The sequence below is a fragment of the Brunnivagina elsteri CCALA 953 genome (assembly GCF_002289455.1).
GTDB lineage: Bacteria > Cyanobacteriota > Cyanobacteriia > Cyanobacteriales > Nostocaceae > Brunnivagina > Brunnivagina elsteri.
In genome coordinates this window covers 1-20,850 of sequence record NZ_NTFS01000065.1, presented here as the reverse complement: position 1 = coordinate 20,850, position 20,850 = coordinate 1, and the positions used below count along the sequence as shown (strand labels likewise).

Genomic DNA, 20,850 nt, shown 5'->3' with positions numbered 1-20,850 from the left:
AATACAGACTGTATGCGATCGCAGGAATATTCCGACTCAACCAACAAAAAATTAACAGCACTCTCAAAAGGTTTCAAACCAGGAATTTGAGCCAAACCGTCAAAAAGTTGCTTCCTCGCTAACGGCAACCAATCCCAAGTTCTCTGCTGAAACTCCTGATCCTGAACCGCAGCAACCCCCGCAGCAGACGCAAAACAATTCACACTCCAAGGATCGCGCCACTTTTGCCAACGCTGCAAACGTTGCGGATGGGCAACAGCGTAACCCAACCGCAACCCAGGTAAACAATAAAACTTAGTCAGAGACCTCAAAATTACTAAATTGGGATAATCCTGCACAACCCCTAAAAGGCTCTGTTCCTCATTCGGGGGCAAAAAGTCCATAAAAGCCTCATCAACCACCACCAGAGCGAATTTATCCAGCAATGGTAGAACTTCCTCCCTACGGAACAACCTTCCCGTGGGATTGTGAGGATTATTGAGAATTAGCCCTTGATTAATGGGATTAATGGTCATTTGCCCTTTGTCAAAGACTTTTGAGCCAAAAACTCCTGAGCCAAAAACTTCCGAGTCAAAGACTTCTGACAAATGACCATCAAACGATAACAAAGAAAACTCCAGCACCTTCGCGTCATACGCAGCTAGTGCCCTATAGTAATCGCCAAAAGCTGGAGTTAACAACACAGTCGCACCTAAACCTAACTCCGCCAATTCTCTACCCGCGAGAGTTAGTAGTTCAGCCGAGCCATTACCAGGCATAATCCATTCCGAGCTTAGTTGGTGATAGTGACCGAGAGCATTTCTCAAATCACCATAATTGGGGTCTGGATAGTGCTGAATATTGCCAAATTGAGACTGAATCGCCGCTAAAACATTAGCAGATAGTCCCAAAGGGCTAATACTCGCCGAAAAATCCAGAATCGCACTAGGAGAACAGCCAGCCAGCGTAGCTGCCCAGACTAAATTTCCTCCATGTGCTTGCTTCCCCATAAACTAACAAATCCTAAAAATAGACCTAAAAACTGACCTAAAAACTGAACAACCTAAACTTTTGGGGGTGCTACCCGTTCTCTGAAGAGTTTCCCAGCCGAGAATGCAGGAACCTTAGTAGCAGGAATTTCCATTTTCTCATTGGTTTTGGGGTTACGCCCTTCGCGAGCTTTTCTTTCCCGCGATTCAAACGAGCCAAAACCGACTAGTGTCACCTTATCGCCAGAAGAAACTGCTTCGACGATGGTTTCCAAAGCCGCGCTCAAAACTGCGTCAGCTTGCTTCTTGGTGACGCTAGCTTTTTCTGCTACTGCATCAACTAATTCGCCTTTATTCATAACAAACTCCTTGGGGTTTACTTAGGATTGCATACAAATGCACTAGTAGCGCATCCTTTCATGAGGCACTGAAATCTCTGTGGGTCGATTTACAAAGTCTACCTTTGGGAGTACTTTTGCTTAAAATCGCTGCAACTCCTGTCGGCTGAACTTTTCAATGAATCATTCTAAGGTTTATACGACAGATGTGAACAGATGAAACCATTAATTTATATAGATTTCAGGTTTATAGTCAAAAAGTTTAGTCATGTTTCACTAAAAACAGTCCTTAAAGTAGGAAAAAATACTTAGTAAAAACCCTTGTCATTTGGGGGATAGGGTGTAAACGGCAGTATTTTCGCCAAAAAAATGGTAAAAATTACTGCGATCGCATCAAAAATGCCTTCTATGATAAGTTTTTGTTAGAGTAAATTGCTAAAAAATGCTTAATTAATTTAAATTACTAATTAATCGAAAAAAACACCATAATTTATGTGAAGTTTGCCTTTTCAATCGAGATTTAAAGATTTTTGTGAGGAAATGCGATCGCAGTTTTTTACATCTCGCAATCAAAATTAAGCAGCAAACCCCTGCTAAGTTAAGGTAAACTCATACAAAATATTTAAAAAACTTATTAAAAAAATTGCTGGGTCATAGTTTGTTTTTGAGTAATGAGTAGATTGTCTTAAATGCGATCGCACAATTTATTTCTTTTTGCAAATTAAATTGACAAAATAATTATTTTATGCAGGCAAGTATTTTCCTTAGTGAATCCCAGACACGCGATTCCTGCGGATAGCTACCCTACGGGAACGCTAACGCGCAGGAAACGAGGCTTGTAGGGGCGGGGTCCCTCCGCCCTAACCCCACGAATGATAAGATTGATAAGTCTATAGTTGGAATATTTTAGTTTCTGGAAGTCTCTAGAATCAAGCGCACACCGTTCTACTCTTTGATAAAGCTATGACTCCATTATCTTCAGCAAATCCATCACCGCATCAAAGTCGAATATTGCCAAAAGCGACCATCTCACCAGCAGAATTGCGCGATCGCAAGCAGCAACGGTCTGAGACTGGTAAATTGTGTAGAGAAATTTTTGAACGTATTCGCTCTGAGCTTATCGAAAACCATTACAACTGCTTCATTGCCATTGATGCAGATACAGGAAACTATTTTTTGAATTATTAGATTTTACCTGCCACGAGAAGATTACGATCGCAATTTTCCCCGATATTTATGAATTATGCGATCGCACGATTGTAAAATAACTTGTAAATTAGTTGACAAAATTGAAATTATGTAGGTTTAAATATTGTCCCTTAGTGATTATGCGATCGCAGGAGCTTAATGCCGGATGCGATCGCATCTACCCATCTCTACAAATTTTATTTACATTCCTGATTTTTGATTCTGGTAGGTTTGAATTTTGTCATACAGCGTCTTTACCGTCTCTCCAGCAAATAACTGCTCCCGAATTTTGAGATAATCATCTCCACCAGCTTGCCAAAGAGATAGAAGTAAAGCAACTTTCGAGGGTTCCATGTGTTGCTCTAAAATCTCTAAAGCCTCTTGAATCACTTCTTGTCCTCTTGGCATTTTGATATTCATAAATTCTCTTCTGTTGCCTCTAAGTGGGTGTTTATAAATTAGGCAAAAAGTCTAGTTTGTCATGCTGAACGGAGCGATAGCGCAGTGAAGCATCTCTAGACTACGCTTCAAACGCTAGATTCTTCGTTCCTCAGAATGACATAATTTTATTTATAAACACCCTCTAAGATAAAGTTAACTGGGTTGATAGCTCGAACCGTTCCTCTATATCTACGTATTAAGCGATCATCGCAAGTCAAAAAATAATCGCTTTCTACAATTTCGGCACAGGCAACGTGGAATGCATCAATCTCACCTAAACCCTGCTCAGCTAATTCTGTAGCTCGTTCCGCAATTTTTTCATCTACTGCTGCTAATTGTAGTTGACGCTCTACCCATTGTTGCCTAAGTGGAAATGGATTTCAACTATTTTCATATTCTAGTACCGAAGAACTAACCATTTCTACTGCTTGGGTTTCTACTAGCCTCAACACTATTTGTAATGCTTGAGTTTCTAGCGCGATTCTGGGTTGTGTTTGGTCATCAAAAGGTCTATTGAAAACACTTGTGTCTACATATATCTTCAATTTTGCAGACTCCACTCCATATAGCAGTTCAGGCTTTATATTCTCACGTTTCGGAATCTCAATAAATGCCAATTAGAAAAAGAAGTGCGATCGCAGGAGCTTAATGCCGAATGCGATCGCACGATTGTAAAATAATTTCCGAATTTACCATTTTGTGATATGGGAATCAAACAAAATAAAGGTAAATAAAATAAGAGCAAAGAACTTCGCCCCTACAATAAATAATGAAATCTGATATCGATGCCAAATGCGATCGCACGATAAATTTATACACGTCACGACATTCCGGTAAGGGCGAACGGCTGTTCGCCCAGATTAACCCCACGTTCGCCCAGATTAACTCGCGAAAACCCGAACTACTTCCTCGGTACTTGTAAACCGCGACGTTCGAGCATTTGCCGTACTTCTGGGCTAGGGTTGTAGTTGTAACCGTAAGAAGAACGCTCCGAATCATCCATAACTTGAGGAGTCAGCAAAACAATCACCTCATTACGCTGATTCGCTTTATTTGTTTTTCTAAACAAGGAACCCAAAAGCGGGATATCACCTAAAATTGGGACTTTCGATACACTTACTCGTTCAGAATCTTGGATGATACCGGACAAAATTAATGTTTGACCATCTCTCAAGCGAATTTGTCCCGATCTAAGACTTCTTTCCGATAACAAGGTAATATTTCCGTCATCAGGAGTTGGTACTGAGTTACTAGGTGCAGAAACAGTAGGAGCAACAGATAAAGAGACAAAGCCATTATCATCAATGCGATCGACTTTAACAGATAAAGTTAAACCAGCATCTTTGATTATTGGTTTTCTAGTATAAGTAGCAACACCGTTTGAAGAAGTTGAAGTGCTACCTGATGTAACCTCAATCCCTCCATATACCTGTGCTGTTAGCTTAACTTGAGCTTCTTCTCCCTCTTGTACTGTCAAAGTTGGATCAGTCAGAATTTTGGCATTCCCGTTAGTAACTTGACTCTGTAAACTAGCAAGAAAACGTTTTGGAAATTGGTATAAGGATGGTAATCCAAATTCAGCCGTTGCACGAGTTCCTTCAGCGAAAGTCGAAGTTCTTCTTCCATTTTCGTCAGTTGTAGTCGTTACTGTATCCGGTGTTCCTGGTGTAAATCCAGTCAAACCAGGATTTGTTGGACTATTAGTAGTTGGAGAAATTGGGTTAAGAAAGGTTGCATCTCCAGGAATATTTGTTGTTACCTGACCATCTTGTGTCACTCTCAAGCCAGAACCACCATTAGGTACGGTAAATGTACCATTTGCATTAAATAATGGTGCAGCATTCGCATAGGGATTAGCTATGGTCGGAGTGCTTGTTAAACTACCTCGTGCTTCTCCACTAGTTGCTGGTCTAGCACCACCAAAGTTGAGAGATGCAGCTCCACCGTCATTAACGAAATAGTTATTTCCCACACCAAAGGAAAAACTTGTATTGAGGTCTTTTGTATTTAGCAAGTTAACGTCGATAATTTTGACATTAACAGCAACTTGACGGCGACGAATATCTAGTTGTGATAGTTGCATCATCGCCATTTCAACTGCTTTTGGAGTACCAATCAAAGTTACAGAGTTGCTACGTTCGTCTCCAGATACTTGTAAACCTCTAAGAAGTGGTACTGAATCTTTGAATTCGACACGCTGGGTTTCGACTTTACTCTCAGTAGTAGTCTGAGTTTGGGTAACAGCAGCATTTGCAGCACCACCTACGGGTACAGCATTAACGCTAGTAACAAGACGTTCGCGGGTAATGGAGCTTTCTGCACCTAAGCCAACTAAAAAGTTTAGAGCAACACCCACATTAACTTGGTTGAGTCGCAGGTTTCGCATTACTACATCACGGCTGGAATTTGGCAGTTTCGGTCCAACAAAAACTGTACGTCCACTACGACTAGCTTCCAAGCCACTCAAGCGCAAAACGTAATTAAATACATCTTGTACAGGCTCATTTTGAATATCCAGAGATACCTTCAATCCATCACCTGGAACTCCTGCCGCAGGTTGTTCACCTTGGGCAGTTGCGTCAACCGATGAATAAGCCAAGTTCATATTTGCCGCACGAGCCAGCAACGAAAGCACCTCACGCACAGGAGCATCCCGCAATACCAAGCGTGGTACTCGTTCTTGCGTACCCAAATCAATCACACTCGGAGAAGCATCGATCGCAGAAATTGCAATATCTCCCACTGGTGGAGCCACCGCACGGGGTAAAAATGGTGGTGCAGGGTTACTCGGCTGTCCTGGACCCTCTGCGGGTGCTGGCTGCTGACTGATACCAATCGGTGGAGCAGTCGGTGCTGAGGGTTCTGGGGCTGCGGCTACAGTGCCGTCACCTTCGACAAAACTTAGAGTTAACCCATCACGTCCCCGTACCACAGGTTGGGTATTGGGTGTACCTTTGTTACCAGTAACTACAACCCGAACACTGTTGGAATCGAGTTGGTTAATTGCGATCGAAGAAATACCGGGACCAGGGTTATCTTGACGAAAGCTATTACCTTGTGGTAGACGTAATTGCGTGTTGATAATATCAGCTACTAAAGCGTTGCCGCGCTTGGTAGTGAAAACTTGGGCGCGATCGCCTGCGGAAGCATCTAAAACCAGGTTGACTTTACCATCAACTTGGTTGAGCTTCACGCCCGTAATTTGACTCATTTGCGCTAATACTGGTTGTCCGATTTGTGCAACCAAAATAGCTACTGTAGCACCAAAAATAAAGCCATTACCGTGAATTTGTTTCACAGTTTATTCCTCACCTGAATTCGACTAAAAGTTTGTGTAATCTTGATTATTACTTTTGAATTCACTTGCAATTTGCTGCAACAAATTGAACCTTTTCCCGGTTTCCCACAACTTATATCGAATAAGTAATAAGTACTGATACCAATTACTTGTGAGGCTGCACATTATTTGACCCCTCCATACCTCCCCTTACTAAGGGGAGGTGCCACAGGCGGTGGGGTTATTTTATGCGTCTTCATATTAAACTGGTATAAGAAGTTGGGAATTAAGAGTTGGGAATTAAAAGTTAGGAAATTGCGAATTGCTAATTGCCCAACTTTTACTTCTTCGCTGGTTCTGGAGTAGCTGCCGGAGTCGCAGCACCATCAACTGGGGCTACTGGTTTAACCTGCGCGGCTAATTCCTCTGGTGTCAGTGGCATTAATGCCTGTAGCTGGAAACCTGTGGTAATCGAAACTGGTCCAATTTTACGTATTGGTTTACCCAATGCATCTGTCGCCGTTTCTTGCGTCAGTGTCGATTGGTAATCTTTAACAATTAACAATGGCTGCAAACGCTCAATATTCCGAAGAATTGACTGTGTTTGTTCGTAAGTACCAGTAAATTCGATGTTTACTTTACTACGCTTCAATTTGCCATTAACTAACGCTCCAAAAGAACTATCAGTAATAACCTCTGACTTTTGAGCATCGGGGGTATACTTCTTCATCTTAGATTTGACTGCATTCGCTGGCAGCAAGTCATTACCAGATTCAACCAAGCGGTTTAAATCCAGTAGCAATGTATCTAAGGTTTTTTCATTAGAGAATAACCCCAAAACTTGACCTTGTTGGACTTTCGCTTTGGCTAACTCTTCTTTAACCTTGTCAATTTGATTAATACTGGCTTTCTTCTGCTCGATTTGAGTTTGCAAATCAGTTTGTTTTGCCTGTTGCTGTTGGAATGTTTCCCAAGTTGGCATTACCAAATTCATGAAGATAAAAGCAGCACCACCAAGTCCAGCAAGTCCGATTAAAATACCACCAACTTTTGGTGTAAAAGTGATACCGAAGATAACCGGATAAGCTGAACCCGCTTCCTCGAAACCTCCACCCTCAAAATCTAAATCTTCACTAAAGGTCATCGTTGCAGCGCTCCTGTTTGTTGCAAACTGCGAATCCGGGTAACTAATCCAACAGTGCCTTTCTGTTCCAATTCACGCATTAATACCGATGCTGGAACTTCGCTTACACTCGATTGGATTGTATATTTCACAACCTGCGGTAGTTTTACTCCTGGAGGTAAGGTGACACCACTTGGTAAAGGTGCTTCAACTAACTCCGCACTAGCGATGCGTATTTCATTCGATTTGAGGAATCGAGACTGTTGTAATGACACCAAAAAGTCGTTGACATCGTTGAAAGTCCGACTAAAACCAGCCATCTCGATCGCACTAGCATTACTTGCTGGAACTGGTGCTGATGCAGTAGATGAAGCTGCTGGAACTGGTGCTGCAATCTGTTTCACAGAATCTAATTGAACAGTAGACGGAATGCGATCGCGAACATCTTGTAACATTGCTGACCAAGGACGAATCTGGTCGAATACAGTCACAAGAGCTTGTGTTTCGCTTTTTACCTGGGCAATTTCGGCTCGAATTTTGTTGATACTCCCAATTTTGGCTTCTAATTGTTGGTTTTCTTGCTCTAGTTGAGCAATGTTTTCTCCTAACTGGCTATTTTGAGCTTGTAAAAAATACCATCCAGTTCCCACCAATGCCAAAGTAAAAGCGGCAACTGCTCCACCAATGAACAGAGGTGTCAACTCCCCTGCTGCCATTGGTGCTTTACGTCCGCGCTTTTTTTCAGAAGAATTACTCTGAGATGCAGCACGATCTTTTAAAAAATTAACGTCTAAACCGTACACCTGCTTATACCTCCCGCATACCCAAACCAAGAACTATCCCTAACCCAGCACGCTGAACTGATGGAAATTTCTCCTCATCAATTTCTAATGACAAAGCACTCACAGGGTCAATTTGAGTAGTCGGCAAACTCAATCTTTGGGTAAAAAACTCATCCATCTGTGATAATCCACCACCAGGACCAGCTAATAATATTTGTGCCACCTCCAAGTTTTCACTCTGATTCAAGTAAAAATCGATAGAGCGACGCAACTCATCAGTGAGTTCACCTAACACCCGCATCATTGCCGCTACACCGGGATTGACTGAAGTCTGACCTGTCTTACCACCATCCATCTGAGTTGAAGGAATTGTCATCCCTTGGAGCAATTCCATATCTCGCGATGCAGGTAAGTTCATTGCTCGTGCTAGTGCCATTTGCATTTGATAGGTACCAATGGGTACTGTGCGCGAGAATTGTGGTACACCATTGACAATAATCGCAATTTCCGTACTATCAAATTCAATATCGACTAACACGGCAGCTTCCTGTGGTCCAAATTGCCGCAGTTGCTCGCGAATTGTCCGAATCAACGCAAAACTACTAATCTCCAAGACATCGATTTCTAATCCTGCCTGCTCGAAGGTTCTGACATAGGTATCAGTAATATCTTTGCGGGTTGCGACTAGCAAAACTTGTACTTTTTCAATGCCATCTTCATCGACAAAGTAACCAAGCTTCTGGTAATCTACATCAGCTTCCTCGCGAGGGTAGGGTAAATACAACCCAGCTTCGTGATTGAGTACCATTTCCCGCAGTTCTTTTTCATCAAGTTCGGCAGGTACGGGTATCAAACGCACGATTGAATCCCGTCCCGGTACAGCAGTCGCAACTTTTGATACCTTAATTTTACTTTCAGCCAAAGCCTGCTGAATAATTTCAGCCATTGCCGGAGGATCGGCAATCTGACCATCTACAAATACACCTTCGGGAACAGGTAAGGATGATAAAGCATCTAGCTTCAAGCTTTGCCCTTGCTTGCGTAGTCGAGCAATGTTAACTCGTTGTGGTGCAAGTTCGATGCCTATCCCTTTGTTTGATTTTCCAAATAGACTATTAAAGCGTTTAGCCACAGTTTTGACCGCAGAACTGTTAAATTGAAAATTTTATTGATTAAGTTGTTAGTTAGTTGTTGTTGGTTATTGGTTTTTAGGTTATTAGTTGTTCTGTTTGCACAAAAAACCAGACACTAAGGACAAATAACTGTTAACAAAGAAAAAATAACAACATTATTAGTTATGTCTAGCTACTTACTAAGTAATTTATTTAGCCTATAATCTCGAAAATTATGCATAACCTTTTCACCCCGATTTAGTCGAAAAAACACAAGGAAAACCCACAATTACAATGATTCAAACCCAAAGATTCAAGAAAATAACGATTTGGGCAATACTCAGTCTGCTGACAACCTGGATTGTCAGTTGTAGTACAGGTAATGTTACCAAAAATACAAATCAAGCCTCTTCAGAAGGAGCAAAAATCGAGTTTTGGACAATGTCGCTCAAACCAAAATTTACTGACTACTTCCAAAGTTTAGTTACAAACTTCGAGTCGCAAAATCAAGGTATAAAGGTTAACTGGGTAGATATACCTTGGGACGGTATGGAGAACAAAATTTTAACATCGGTTTCCGCAAAAACGCCACCTGACGTAGTTAACCTCAACCCCGGTTTCGCATCGCAATTGGCGGGACGAAATGCTTGGTTGGATTTAGATGGGAAAGTACCTACTGATGTTCGTTCCTCCTATCTACCCAATATATGGAAAGCTAGTACATTAAATGGTAAGAGCTTTGGCATACCTTGGTATCTCACTACACGGTTAACCATTTATAACACTGATTTATTAAAACAGGCAGGTATCGCAAAAGTGCCCAGTACATATACTGAACTCGCACAAGTTTCTCAACAAATTAAGGATAAGACTGGTAAGTATGCTTTTTTTATGACTTTTGTGCCCCAGGATTCGGGTGAGGTGCTGGAATCTCTTGTACAGATGGGTGTGACGCTGATTGATGGGTCAGGGAAGGCTGCTTTTAATTCTCCCCAGGGAAAAGCTGCGTTTCAGTATTGGGTAGATATGTATAAGAAGGGATTATTACCGAAGGAGTCTTTGACTAAGGGACACCGACACGGGATAAATTTGTACCAATCTGGGGAAACTGCGATGTTAACTTCTGGTCCAGAATTCTTGAAGACGATCGCACAAAATGCTCCAAAAATTGCCGAAGCGAGTGCGATCGCACCTCAAATTACTGGTGATACTGGTAAGAAAAATGTTGCTGTGATGAATGTTGTTATTCCCCGTGAATCGAAGCATCCTGATGCAGCGTTAAAGTTTGCTTTATTTCTCACTAATGACGAAAATCAATTAGCTTTTGCTAAAGCCGCAAATGTTTTACCATCGACTACTAAAGCACTTGCTGATGGTTATTTTAAGGATGTACCAGCAAATGCTTCGACATATGACAAAGCGAGGACAGTTAGCGCTAGTCAGTTACAACAAGCTGAGGTTTTAATCCCTACTTTGAAGAATTTAAATATTTTGCAAAAGGTCATTTATGATAATTTGCAAGCTGCAATGTTGGGTGAAAAAAATGTAGACCAAGCTATTGTTGATGCTGAAAAGGAATGGAATCAAAGTAATTCGTGATATTTGTCAGTTTGACAAATAAAATATGACGCCTCTCCAACCTCTCCCCTTAATAAGGGGAGAGGCTTTAATTATATCTTCAGTATTTTTGTAGGTTGGGTGAAGGCTTTGCGAAACCCAACATTTCCAAGATTGTTACAACGCGAGAATGCGAGAAACTTAAGTTTTCAAGATAAGCTAAAAAGCACCTAAATTATATATTAGGTTAGGCAGGGATGCCCACCCCACAATAATAATAATAATTTGGATTATTATTATTTAAATGAGGAACAGCTTATACCAATTCTATGTGAGGCTGCACATTATGTGACCCCTCCATACCTCCCCTACCCTGCGGGAACGCGGTAGACGCTTCGTCTTCTCGTAGAGTAGCGCGTAAAGCAAGGGGAGGTGCCACAGGCGGAGGGGTTCTTTCTATGCATCTTCATATTAAAATGGTATGAGACGGGGTTTATATCTTAATTTAAAAGTCCGGTATATTTTTTATTTTTTATTAATTACCTGTAAAAAATGTCCAATTAAATATAACGAACCGCATAAAATAACTAAATCTTTGGCTTTATCTATATCTGAATTATTAAAGATTAAATAATCTAATTCTGGGACGTTAAAAGCTGCATCCAGAGCTAAATTTAAATCGGGATATGTTTGGCAAAAATTCAAGTCAGGACATATTTGTTTGGCTAATTCAGCTAGGTCATCAGGCTTTGCAGTACTGTGTTCGGGTACAGGTAACAAATATAATCTATCGTTGGGTTTGAGTAATTCTGTAAATACTTGGTCATGCTCTTTTGTAGATAACATTCCCATAACCCAACTGACTGATTTTATATTTAAAGAATCGACATATTCTCTTAACGCTTTTGCCGCAGCAGGATTATGGGCACCATCAATTAAAATTCTGTACTTTGTCTCATTTATTGTGCAACTAGTCCATTGCATTCGTCCCAACCATTTTGTTTTTCCCATCCCTTGAATAATCGCAGCTTCCGTGATTTTTTCCCAACCTTTATTCTGTAAAATTTCTAAAGTTGCTAGTGCTAAAGCTGAATTTGCTAATTGAATTTGTCCTTCTAAAGCTAAAGGATATTTAATGGTTTTTGGAGTAAAAATTGATTGATATTCTGCGGTTGAGACTAGATTATCAAGCTTATGGGCTGGTTGTGGGATAAAAATTGGACAATTAAGTTCTTTTGCACGATTTTGTACTACTTTTGCGGCATCGGTAGGTAACTGCCCCATGACAACAGGACATCCAGATTTGATGATTCCGGCTTTTTCTCCCGCAATTTCGCTGACGGTAGAGCCAAGCTGCTGCCAGTGTTCGCGACTAATTGATGTAATTACTGAGACTAGGGGTTGGGGACAGACATTGGTAGCATCCAAACGTCCACCTAATCCCACTTCCATAACCACAATATCGGCTTTTTGTTGGGCAAAATATAACCAAGCAGCTGCGGTAATTACTTCAAATTGTGTTGGTGATTCTTCATTTGGAGAAATTGCGCTTTGAACTTGAAGTAATAATTGACAAAAGTCATCATTTGTGATTTGTTGCTCATTAAAGCTAATCCGTTCCGTCCAATTTACCAAATGGGGTGACGTATAACGCCCAGTTCGATAACCTGCTTGCGTGAGAACAGACGAGAGATAAGCACATACCGAACCCTTACCATTAGTACCAGCTACGTGAATTACCGGAACTTGGAGATGGGGATTATCAAGATTTTGTAAAAGTTTGTAAATGCGATCGCACCCTAAATGTACGCCAAAACGTTGAAAGGGTTTAAGAATTGCGTCAATTTCCATAAAAGTGGTTAGGAATTTCCCCTTGATGCCTGAAAAGCTATACGAAGAATAAAACCGACTGTTTCGCTAAGGGGTAAACAATCGGTTTTATGTGGTTAAAAATTTGTAACTCTAAATTTGGTTTAAGCGTCTTTGTTTAAAAAGCCTTGAACTTGTCGTAATGCTGCTGCACCAATGTTAAATATTGCCCAACCAGCAGCGATCGCAATTGGAGCCAGCACAATAGCAACGCGAAAATCAATATCCATATCCAGAACCCCTCTCTTAAGTAAAGATTTAAGTTTTGTCAATTCTTCTCACTTTATTTTTAGCTAAAGTGGTGGTTTTTTCCAAATTTTCTTTGTAAAGAATGTTTACAAATTGGGCATTGGGCATTGGGTATTTATCAATTCCTCACTTTCCAAATCCCAAATCGGTACCTTTGCCAGCATGAACCAGGGCTAATTTTTTGTAACGTTCGGCATGTTCAATTAGTTCTGCGGCTTCTTCTGGGGAAATTTGCCGTACTACTTTACCGGGAATACCAACAACAAGCGATCGCGATGGTATATCTTTGGTCACAACAGCACCTGCACCAATAATACTACCGCTACCAACTCGTACACCATCTAAAACAATTGCACCAATGCCAATCAGACAACCGCGTTCGATATGTGCCGAATGAATCACTGCACGATGCCCGACGGTAACGTGGTCTTCTAAAATTGTCGGTTTACCAGGGTCGCCATGTAAAATAGCTCCATCTTGGATATTGGTGCATTCGCCAATTTCAATTTTTTCCACATCCCCACGCACAACAGCACCATACCAAATACTTACACCTGGGGAAATATTGACAAAACCAATCAAATCAGCACTATCTGCCACGAAGGCAGCTTGAGAAATATCGCAAGGAGACCAGTAGGAAGGTGTAGACACGATAGAATATAAATATGAAAACCAGAAATACTGGAACAACTAAACTAAACTTTGGAGTCTGGTTGCAAAACCAGGATATCATGACGACAAGAGCCAATGTAGATTAGAAAATCTCAAGTGGAAAAATTTTGATTGTAAAAATGTGAATTAGTACAAAATTCTGTTTCACAAAATTATGAGAAATAGTTACAAGTAATAAATTCATGTTTTTGTGACAAAACTTTAAAGTAAAATGCCTGGGTAAACATGTTAATTAAGTATACTAAAAACTTATTAGGACTTTACTTTTACATGAAGTGAAAGCCTTTGAGATGCAACATAAGTCAGCCTGACAGAAGTTTATTTTTTAGCCGTTTTCAGTATAGTTAAGAAAAATGCAAATTATTAAAAGTTTAAAATAAACAGGACTTACGTGAAACATAATCAAAGTAGAGGTCATTGATTAATTATCCTGACCCAAGAATCTAATTTTCTATTACTTCCTGCATAAGTACTGCAAATTTGAAAGTAGTAATGTGTAAAATGTAGCCATTTTTCCGTTTTTTTAAATATTATGTTTAAACGCACTTCATGATGAATCTAGCCTTGCAGTACCCAATTTTTGGTCCCGATATTGAGTGTCCCCACTGCCGTCAAACTATCCAGGCATTGACACTCACTGATACTTACTTATGTCCTAGACATGGAGCTTTTGAAGCCAATCCCGAATCAGGAGAGTTAGTTCATCTGCAATCGGGACGGCATTGGCGAAGATGGAATAGTGAGTGGTATCGTCAGCATACCCATCCAGATGGAATTAGGTTTGAAATTCATGAAGCACTTGATAAACTTTATACCCAAGGTTATCGAGCTACACGAGTAATTATTGCTCGACGCTACCAGGAATTGATGAGCGGATATTTGGAAAGGACTACCCCTTGGCGTTCTGGGCAATCGGAGGCAACTTCAGCGCGACTTTATGGCTTACCTGTCGAATTTAGTCCCGAAGCTGTTGAGGAACCTTGCTGGGAAGTGATTAATTTTGATTTGGATAAAGAACCTGGTGTACCCGTACGGTATCCATATTTTCGACTGTTTGAATAGGGTTAGGATTTAGGGGTTAAGATTTAGGAGTTATACCAGTTTAATATTAAAGGCGCATAAAATAACCCCACCGCCTGTGGCACCTCCCCTTGGTAAGGGGAGGTAATATAATTTAATTCCTCACTTCTAACTATCAACTCCTAACTATCTTTTATGCATCATGCTTCGATCAGAACGGCAAATATTCATCGCGCGATCGCATTCTACGAGCAATTAGGTTTTACTGTGGTGGAGCGGTTTACAACTGGTTATACCCTAGCTTGTTGGATGGAAGGATTAAATGGCAGAATTGAACTAATTCAAATACCTGAACCGAAACCTGCCCCCGATGCATTTGCAGATGAGCGATATGTAGGGTATTATCATTTGTCATTCGATTTAACCGAAATTGCTTCAGATTTACCTAGCTGGTTGTCTTCTTTAAGGGAACGTTTTGCTGTAACCTCTCAAAATCATCCCGATGGGTTACTACCACTAACAGTTCTTTTAGAACCGACACAGCAGCAAATAGGTAATCGCATCTATGAAGTTACTTTTATTGCCGATGCCGATGGTTTGCCCTTAGAATTTCTGCGTGCAATGACCAAAGTCTCGCCTTAAGCGATCGCAAAGTTGTAAAACTAAATAAAACGAAATAAAACTAACTAAATACATGGTGGGATAGAGTGCGATCGCAAAATTGCACAATATTTTTATTCCATTCCATCCCAATAAACTATCCGATTACTTTCAGGGCAAGGTAACATGTTGATTTAAGTAAAGTTTTCTTTCTTAAATTCTCCTTTCTATCTATATCTTTGAAGGCTCTGGACAGATGATACAGTAAATTTTCCTATTAATTTTCTCCAGCTATATTTTTAAGTTTAATTCTTCTGTAGAATAATCTTATCTGTAGTGTTGCCGAGGCGACAGACTACTTAGAGGAATTACACTATAGTCATTAAAAAATTCTGTGATTAAGTTTACAGATTAAGAGTCTGAAAAGAATGTCTGTGTTTGCTCAATTATATCGATATCGATTCCCACTATTATTCTTAAGTTTCTGGCTGGCTATTGTCTTGATGGTTAATAATTATTCTGCTTATAGCCAACTAATAACTTTAAGTTATCCAGAGACTACAGATAAAAACATAGTTATAAAAAATACTCATAATTTATCAATGAATGGAAGCGTCCGCAAGACAATTCTGGAAAATGGTCTTACCATTCTCACGAAGGAAGTTCGTACAGCACCAGTGGTAACTGTACAAGTATGGTATAAAGTCGGCTCACGCAATGAAGAACCCGGCGTAAATGGAATTGCTCACCAACTTGAACATATGATGTTCAAAGGTACTACAAGCCGTCCAATTCAGTTTGGACGGTTATTTAGTGCTTTAGGTAGCGATTCAAATGCTTTCACTAGCTACGACCAAACAGCTTACTATGGAACTGCCGAGAGCGAGAAACTCAAGGCTTTGCTGGAATTAGAAGCAGACAGGATGCAAAATTCGCCGATCGCAGCAGAACAATTGGCAAGTGAAAAGCGCGTTGTGATTTCCGAATTGCAGGGTTATGAAAACGACTCAGAGTATAGACTCAACCGTGCGGTAATGCGGGCAGCTTTCCCGTATCATCCCTATGGATTACCAGTTGGTGGGACAAAAGCTGATGTTAATAATTTTACTGTAGAGCAAGTTCGCAAGTACTATCATAATTTTTACAGTCCTGATAATGCAGTGTTAGCGATTGTTGGGGATTTTCAAACCGATGATGCGATCGCATTTGTCACGGAGAAATTTGGTAAAATAGCAAAAAACAACCAAGAATTAACAAATAATAAACAACAATTAATAATTAACAACCAAGAATTAGCTACTAAAAATCCGATTATTCTTAAAGAACCTGGAGCAGCAGCGATTTTACAAGCTGTGTATCCTCTACCCGACATCAACCATCCCGATTCCCCAGCATTGGATGTGATGGATTACATTTTGTCGGAAGGACGTAATTCTCGGTTATATCAAGTATTAGTGGATTCAGGTATTGCAACCGATGTGAGTGGTTCGGTTGCCAGTTTGATGGATTTTGGCTGGTATGAATTATCTGTAACAGCTTCCCCCAAGGAAGATTTAAAGAAAATAGATGGAATTCTGACTAAAGAGATTACCAAACTGGCACAGAAGGGTGTTAATGCTGACGAGTTAAAACGTGCGAAAGTACAGTTTGAAGCTGGGGTAATTTTGGGTAATCGAGATATTACCAGTCAGGCAATGCAATTAGCGAACGATGAGACGGTTACGGGTGATCATAATTATATCAACCGTTACCTGGAAAGACTTCGCAAAGTGACTTCTCAAGATGTGCAGCGTGTTGCCAAGCAGTATCTTAAATCGAATGTCCGTACCGTTGGTTATTTCCAACCAAGTCGAGCAGCAACAGTTTCCAAAGCTAACGGAAAAGCCAATTTAAATCATACCCACGAAAGTTTTATTTCTAGTGGAACTGTAGACGCAGTTGATATTAGTAAGTATTTACCTAAGGTAGAAAAAGATTCAAAAAGAACTAGTAATTCACAGAATCAACCCGAATCGATCGAGTTAGCAAATGGTCTGCGAATCCTGATGCTACCTGACAAGAGTACTCCAACAGTAACATTAAGCGGCTATATCAAAGCAGGTTCGGAATTTGACCCTGAGAATAAAGCGGGTTTAGCGGAATTAGTCGCAGATAATTTATTAAATGGGACTAAAACCAAAAATGTACTTTCCCTTGCCATAGCTTTGGAAGAAAGGGGAGCGAATTTAGAATTTAATGCTTTACGGGAAGGGGTACGCATCGAAGGTGACACTTTAGCAACCGATTTACCTATTTTATTACATACCTTAGCTGATGCTGTTCAAAATCCAATTTTTCCTAGCAAAGAGTTAGAATTAAGCCGCAAGCAGTCGTTGAATGCAATCGAGCAGGATTTAGATGAACCTGCGGAAGTTGCGAAAAGGGCATTTGTACAGTCGATTTATCCAAAAACCCATCCATCCCATAACCTGACGACAGAGGATAGTTTGCGGCGAATTTCTCGTCGTGATGTAATTGAGTTTAAAGCCAAACATTACCGTCCCGATCGCACCATACTAACAATGGTCGGAGATTTCGATCCGGAACTCGTGCGATCGCTAATTAACCAGGAATTTGGCAATTGGAAAAACAACGGTGAAGCCCCTTCTGTAGATTATCCTGCCGTATCAATACCTGATAGTATAGTTAGAGTCAACACAGTGTTACCAGGTAAAGCACAAGCTATTATTTACATGGGAAATACGGCAATAAATCGGCAAGACGGACGTTACTACGCAGCCTTGGTTTTAAATCAAATTTTGGGTGGTGATACTCTATCGAGTCGTTTAGGTGCGGAGGTACGCGACAAACAAGGTTTAACCTACGGTATTTACAGTAATTTCCTCGCTGGTAAGAATTCTGGGACATTTCTAATTGAAATGCAAACTAGTCCCGAAGATGCCAATAGAGCGATCGCAAGTACTCGTAAATTACTTGAAGAAATGAATCAAAAAGGAGTCTCCGAAGAGGAAGTAGAAGCGGCAAAACGCACTGCAATTAGTAATTATATCGTTTCCCTGGCAAACCCCGACGAACTCACACACCAAATCCTCATGAATGAAGTGTATGGTTTAGAACATAATGAGTTAATCGATTTTACTGACAAAATTGACTCGATTACACTTACCCAAGTAAACCAAGCTGCTCGCGAATTACTCCATCCAGATAAAATTGTAGTAGTTACGGCTGGTCCAACTGTAGTCGTAGGTCAGGGTACTGTTAAATAAAAGAAAAAGGATTAACTACCAGGGAGAATCGCCATGTTGGCTTCTTTTACAAATGTTTTCAATATCAGATTATTTAACAAGAAATTTTTTAATCATTCATTGCTGCGTATTTGCTTGATACTTGCTTCATTCGTATATCTTAATCTAACTAATGTGTCTGCCGCTAGTGCGACAAATATACCCGCGAGTTTACTCAAGCAAGCTGCAACAGAAATTCGAGTGAGCTTAGGAAATTCAGCTAACGAACTTATATTTGAACCGAATCACTTAGATTTCGTGTCGGGAAAACGTTATAATTTACACCTTGTGAATCCTAGTTCTCAAAAGCACTACTTTACTGCTAAAGACTTCGCTGACGGCATTTGGACACAGAAAGTTGAAGCAGGCAAAGTAGAAATCAAAGGTGCTATTCATGACCTTGAACTCAAACCTGGTGCAGAAGCCGAATGGGTATTTGTACCACTCAAACCAGGAAATTACAGTTTACGTTGTACCATTGCTGGACATACAGAAGCAGGTATGACGGGTAAAATAGCTATCGATTAACCAGGAAAATTTATACCACCTGAAAACCTCGCAAATAAAAATTCTCCCTCCTGATTCCTACCTTCCCTATTTTTGTACTAATTACCGAATCAGTAAGGCAGCAGCCTTAAAATAAGCTAACTTTAATATAGATGATGATATTGTTCTTCAATTAACTTTCAATTAACCTAAAACACCCATCACACTCTCTGCGACAAAACGCAAATCATTCTTAATATCCCATGAACATTTTAAGTAACCTGCTTTCTCAACCAGCTCAACCCAGTGCGAAAAGACAGCGACGAGGCATAGAAATTAAATCGCCGCGTGAAATTGATATTATGCGACAGTCTGGCAAAATTGTTGCAACCGTCCTCAAAGAAATTTCTGAGTTGGTACAGCCAGGAATGACGACAGCAGACTTGGATGCTTATGCGGAAAAGCGTATTCGTGAAATGGACGCGACACCTAGCTTCAAGGGATATCACGGCTTTACAGGTTCGATTTGTTCAAGTATCAACAACGAAGTCGTACATGGTATTCCCAGCGCCAAAAAATTTATTCGGGCTGGAGATGTAGTTAAAGTTGACACAGGAGCTTTTTTCCAAGGTTTTCACGGTGATTCCTGTATTACGATCGCAGTTGGAACTGTCACACCAGATGCAGCAAAATTAGTTCGCATTGCTGAAGAATCCTTGTACAAGGGTATCGAACAAGTCAAAGCAGGTGCTTACTTGATTGATATTGCTGGTGCGATTGAAGACCATGTAAAAGGAAACGGTTTCAGTGTTGTCGAAGACTTTACTGGTCATGGAGTGGGTCGTAATTTACACGAAGAGCCTTCAGTATTTAACTTCCGTACTCGCGACATGCCTAACGTCAAGCTGCGTGCGGGAATGACTTTAGCGATTGAGCCAATTTTAAATGCTGGGTCTAAATTTACACGTACTCTATCAGATAAATGGACTGCGGTAACAGTAGATAATTCACTTTCTGCACAGTTTGAGCATACCGTGTTGGTGACAGAAAGCAGTTATGAAATTTTAACAGACCGTAGTAAATTGTAATTTTAGATTGTGGATACATTCTTTATCCCTCAGTACAAGCTTTGTATTTTGGATTGTAACCAAATATAAAACCTGAAATCCTATAATGTAGAGACGAGACATGTCACATCTCTCTATATTCATAAAAATATTTGTTAGAGACGCGACTTTTATCGTGTCTCTTTAATTTTATTATCCTAGTATAACAAGGCAAAAGGAAAGAATAAAAAGGTAAAAGAAATAAAGATGACTGATTTACCACTTCTGAATACGGATACACTCTGGGCAATTTTAAATGAAACAATAGATGATGTCACTGTTAACAAGTTAGTATGGCATTATCTTGGATATCGCTACAATGAAACCCAAAAGAAATGGGATATCTCAGAAGTTATAGGTGAATGGCAGAACGATTACCCAGAACCTCCAGATTTTTTTGATAGTCGTCCAGCAGCAATGAAATTAACTCGTTCTATTCCTCAGGAAAATAAACAGTCACTCAAAGAAAAACTCGGTTTTAAAGGTTACAAAATTGGAGAATTTGGTCCTCGGCAAACCCGTAGAGCAACTGCTGCAAATTGGTTATTGAGTTATATGCAAATTCATGGCATTAAGTATGAATAACAAGTAAATATACAGTAAATAACCCCGGTAGGTAGAGATTATAAATCTCTGCCTAATGGCAAAAGTCATCTAAAAGATGACTAAATTACTACAAAAAACTGTGTATATTAATAAATGTATCCGCTCGGTAAATCGGGGTAGAAAAAAAATCAGAATGTAAATTGGTACAGACTGCATTATAGAATATGAGACA

General features: G+C 40.2%; 21 protein-coding genes and 1 pseudogene. 9 read left to right on the top strand and 13 right to left on the bottom strand.

The features are described 5' to 3' along the window. Window positions 1-989 (bottom strand): pyridoxal phosphate-dependent aminotransferase (locus CK510_RS08490; RefSeq protein WP_095721289.1); only part of this gene is annotated, 989 nt, incomplete at its 3' end. A gap of 53 nt (window positions 990-1,042) precedes the next feature. Next, window positions 1,043-1,327 carry a non-specific DNA-binding protein Hbs gene (gene hbs / locus CK510_RS08485; RefSeq protein WP_095721288.1) on the bottom strand — a complete coding sequence of 95 codons (285 nt, stop codon included), beginning with the start codon at window positions 1,325-1,327 and terminating at the stop codon, window positions 1,043-1,045. Window positions 1,328-2,269: 942 nt separating this feature from the next. Here hbs and CK510_RS08480 point away from each other — a divergent pair. Next, a complete protein-coding gene (locus tag CK510_RS08480; protein ID WP_095721287.1) occupies window positions 2,270-2,494 on the top strand; it encodes a hypothetical protein in 225 nt (74 codons plus the stop codon). Between the two features lie 201 nt (window positions 2,495-2,695). Here the strand turns inward: CK510_RS08480 and CK510_RS08475 are convergent, their stop codons facing one another. The 4 genes and pseudogenes from CK510_RS08475 to CK510_RS31615 all read right to left on the bottom strand — a co-directional run bounded on the left by CK510_RS08475 (window position 2,696) and on the right by CK510_RS31615 (window position 3,680). Further along, window positions 2,696-2,914: a hypothetical protein gene (locus CK510_RS08475; protein ID WP_095721286.1), complete on the bottom strand. Its 219-nt coding sequence runs from the start codon at window positions 2,912-2,914 to the stop codon at window positions 2,696-2,698. A gap of 146 nt (window positions 2,915-3,060) precedes the next feature. Beyond that, a pseudogene (locus CK510_RS33315) lies at window positions 3,061-3,273 on the bottom strand (PIN domain-containing protein); the annotation flags it as partial. A 42-nt stretch (window positions 3,274-3,315) separates the two neighbouring features. Beyond that, window positions 3,316-3,480 carry a hypothetical protein gene (locus tag CK510_RS33310; RefSeq protein WP_245911951.1) on the bottom strand — a complete coding sequence of 55 codons (165 nt, stop codon included), beginning with the start codon at window positions 3,478-3,480 and terminating at the stop codon, window positions 3,316-3,318. Window positions 3,481-3,515: 35 nt separating this feature from the next. Further along, window positions 3,516-3,680 carry a hypothetical protein gene (locus tag CK510_RS31615; RefSeq protein WP_158224863.1) on the bottom strand — a complete coding sequence of 55 codons (165 nt, stop codon included), beginning with the start codon at window positions 3,678-3,680 and terminating at the stop codon, window positions 3,516-3,518. 24 nt (window positions 3,681-3,704) lie between these two features. On the opposite strand from CK510_RS31615, the gene CK510_RS31610 reads away from it, so the two are divergent. Then, window positions 3,705-3,857, top strand: a complete 153-nt coding sequence (locus CK510_RS31610) for a hypothetical protein (protein WP_158224862.1) — start codon at window positions 3,705-3,707, stop codon at window positions 3,855-3,857. Here the strand turns inward: CK510_RS31610 and CK510_RS08465 are convergent. The 4 genes from CK510_RS08465 to pilM all read right to left on the bottom strand — a co-directional run bounded on the left by CK510_RS08465 (window position 3,837) and on the right by pilM (window position 9,249). Further along, a complete protein-coding gene (locus CK510_RS08465; RefSeq protein ID WP_095721285.1) occupies window positions 3,837-6,233 on the bottom strand; it encodes a type IV pilus secretin family protein in 2,397 nt (798 codons plus the stop codon). The genes CK510_RS31610 and CK510_RS08465 overlap by 21 nt on opposite strands. A 319-nt stretch (window positions 6,234-6,552) precedes the next feature. Beyond that, on the bottom strand, window positions 6,553-7,356 hold the full coding sequence (locus CK510_RS08460) for a pilus assembly protein PilO (protein ID WP_095721284.1): 804 nt from the start codon (window positions 7,354-7,356) through the stop codon (window positions 6,553-6,555). Next, window positions 7,353-8,138 (bottom strand): PilN domain-containing protein, encoded by a 786-nt coding sequence (locus CK510_RS08455; protein ID WP_095721283.1) that lies wholly within the window; start codon window positions 8,136-8,138, stop codon window positions 7,353-7,355. The genes CK510_RS08460 and CK510_RS08455 overlap by 4 nt, the downstream gene beginning before the upstream one ends. A gap of 4 nt (window positions 8,139-8,142) precedes the next feature. Then, entirely contained in the window at window positions 8,143-9,249 is a 1,107-nt protein-coding gene (pilM, locus tag CK510_RS08450) for a type IV pilus assembly protein PilM (RefSeq protein ID WP_095721282.1), read from the bottom strand. A 274-nt stretch (window positions 9,250-9,523) separates the two neighbouring features. Here pilM and CK510_RS08445 point away from each other — a divergent pair, with 274 nt between their 5' ends. Beyond that, window positions 9,524-10,828, top strand: a complete 1,305-nt coding sequence (locus CK510_RS08445) for an ABC transporter substrate-binding protein (RefSeq protein ID WP_095721281.1) — start codon at window positions 9,524-9,526, stop codon at window positions 10,826-10,828. Between the two features lie 483 nt (window positions 10,829-11,311). Here the strand turns inward: CK510_RS08445 and CK510_RS08440 are convergent, their stop codons facing one another. The 3 genes from CK510_RS08440 to CK510_RS08430 form a co-directional block, all read right to left on the bottom strand. Then, entirely contained in the window at window positions 11,312-12,637 is a 1,326-nt protein-coding gene (locus CK510_RS08440; RefSeq protein ID WP_095721280.1) for a bifunctional folylpolyglutamate synthase/dihydrofolate synthase, read from the bottom strand. Between the two features lie 122 nt (window positions 12,638-12,759). Continuing rightward, the gene (locus CK510_RS08435) at window positions 12,760-12,885 is read right to left on the bottom strand and encodes a photosystem II protein Y (protein ID WP_095721279.1); all 126 of its coding nucleotides are present in this window, start codon (window positions 12,883-12,885) and stop codon (window positions 12,760-12,762) included. A gap of 145 nt (window positions 12,886-13,030) precedes the next feature. Next, a complete protein-coding gene (locus CK510_RS08430; RefSeq protein ID WP_095721278.1) occupies window positions 13,031-13,555 on the bottom strand; it encodes a gamma carbonic anhydrase family protein in 525 nt (174 codons plus the stop codon). Between the two features lie 573 nt (window positions 13,556-14,128). Here CK510_RS08430 and CK510_RS08425 point away from each other — a divergent pair. The 6 genes from CK510_RS08425 to CK510_RS08400 all read left to right on the top strand — a co-directional run bounded on the left by CK510_RS08425 (window position 14,129) and on the right by CK510_RS08400 (window position 20,657). After that, window positions 14,129-14,638, top strand: a complete 510-nt coding sequence (locus CK510_RS08425) for a TIGR02652 family protein (RefSeq protein ID WP_444876493.1) — start codon at window positions 14,129-14,131, stop codon at window positions 14,636-14,638. A gap of 153 nt (window positions 14,639-14,791) precedes the next feature. Then, window positions 14,792-15,238 (top strand): VOC family protein, encoded by a 447-nt coding sequence (locus CK510_RS08420; protein WP_095721276.1) that lies wholly within the window; start codon window positions 14,792-14,794, stop codon window positions 15,236-15,238. 386 nt (window positions 15,239-15,624) lie between these two features. Beyond that, on the top strand, window positions 15,625-18,462 hold the full coding sequence (locus CK510_RS08415; RefSeq protein WP_095721275.1) for a M16 family metallopeptidase: 2,838 nt from the start codon (window positions 15,625-15,627) through the stop codon (window positions 18,460-18,462). 36 nt (window positions 18,463-18,498) lie between these two features. Further along, window positions 18,499-19,008 carry a plastocyanin/azurin family copper-binding protein gene (locus CK510_RS08410; protein WP_373695791.1) on the top strand — a complete coding sequence of 170 codons (510 nt, stop codon included), beginning with the start codon at window positions 18,499-18,501 and terminating at the stop codon, window positions 19,006-19,008. A gap of 221 nt (window positions 19,009-19,229) precedes the next feature. After that, window positions 19,230-20,054, top strand: a complete 825-nt coding sequence (map, locus tag CK510_RS08405) for a type I methionyl aminopeptidase (RefSeq protein ID WP_095721274.1) — start codon at window positions 19,230-19,232, stop codon at window positions 20,052-20,054. 225 nt (window positions 20,055-20,279) lie between these two features. Continuing rightward, window positions 20,280-20,657 (top strand): DUF1823 family protein, encoded by a 378-nt coding sequence (locus CK510_RS08400; RefSeq protein WP_095721273.1) that lies wholly within the window; start codon window positions 20,280-20,282, stop codon window positions 20,655-20,657. The last annotated feature ends 193 nt before the right edge of the window (window positions 20,658-20,850 follow it).

Excerpts from the sequence above, each read along its gene's own strand:
- CK510_RS08480 (WP_095721287.1), top strand. The coding sequence starts at position 2,270 with ATGACTCCATTATCTTCAGCAAATCCATCACCGCATCAAAGTCGAATA.
- CK510_RS08440 (WP_095721280.1), bottom strand. The coding sequence starts at position 12,637 with ATGGAAATTGACGCAATTCTTAAACCCTTTCAACGTTTTGGCGTACAT.
- CK510_RS31610 (WP_158224862.1), top strand. The coding sequence starts at position 3,705 with ATGAAATCTGATATCGATGCCAAATGCGATCGCACGATAAATTTATAC.
- CK510_RS08475 (WP_095721286.1), bottom strand. The coding sequence starts at position 2,914 with ATGAATATCAAAATGCCAAGAGGACAAGAAGTGATTCAAGAGGCTTTA.
- map (WP_095721274.1), top strand. The coding sequence starts at position 19,230 with ATGAACATTTTAAGTAACCTGCTTTCTCAACCAGCTCAACCCAGTGCG.
- CK510_RS08425 (WP_444876493.1), top strand. The coding sequence starts at position 14,129 with ATGAATCTAGCCTTGCAGTACCCAATTTTTGGTCCCGATATTGAGTGT.
- hbs (WP_095721288.1), bottom strand. The coding sequence starts at position 1,327 with ATGAATAAAGGCGAATTAGTTGATGCAGTAGCAGAAAAAGCTAGCGTC.
- CK510_RS08435 (WP_095721279.1), bottom strand. The coding sequence starts at position 12,885 with ATGGATATTGATTTTCGCGTTGCTATTGTGCTGGCTCCAATTGCGATC.
- CK510_RS08415 (WP_095721275.1), top strand. The coding sequence starts at position 15,625 with ATGTCTGTGTTTGCTCAATTATATCGATATCGATTCCCACTATTATTC.
- CK510_RS08445 (WP_095721281.1), top strand. The coding sequence starts at position 9,524 with ATGATTCAAACCCAAAGATTCAAGAAAATAACGATTTGGGCAATACTC.
- CK510_RS08420 (WP_095721276.1), top strand. The coding sequence starts at position 14,792 with ATGCATCATGCTTCGATCAGAACGGCAAATATTCATCGCGCGATCGCA.
- CK510_RS08400 (WP_095721273.1), top strand. The coding sequence starts at position 20,280 with ATGACTGATTTACCACTTCTGAATACGGATACACTCTGGGCAATTTTA.
- CK510_RS08460 (WP_095721284.1), bottom strand. The coding sequence starts at position 7,356 with ATGACCTTTAGTGAAGATTTAGATTTTGAGGGTGGAGGTTTCGAGGAA.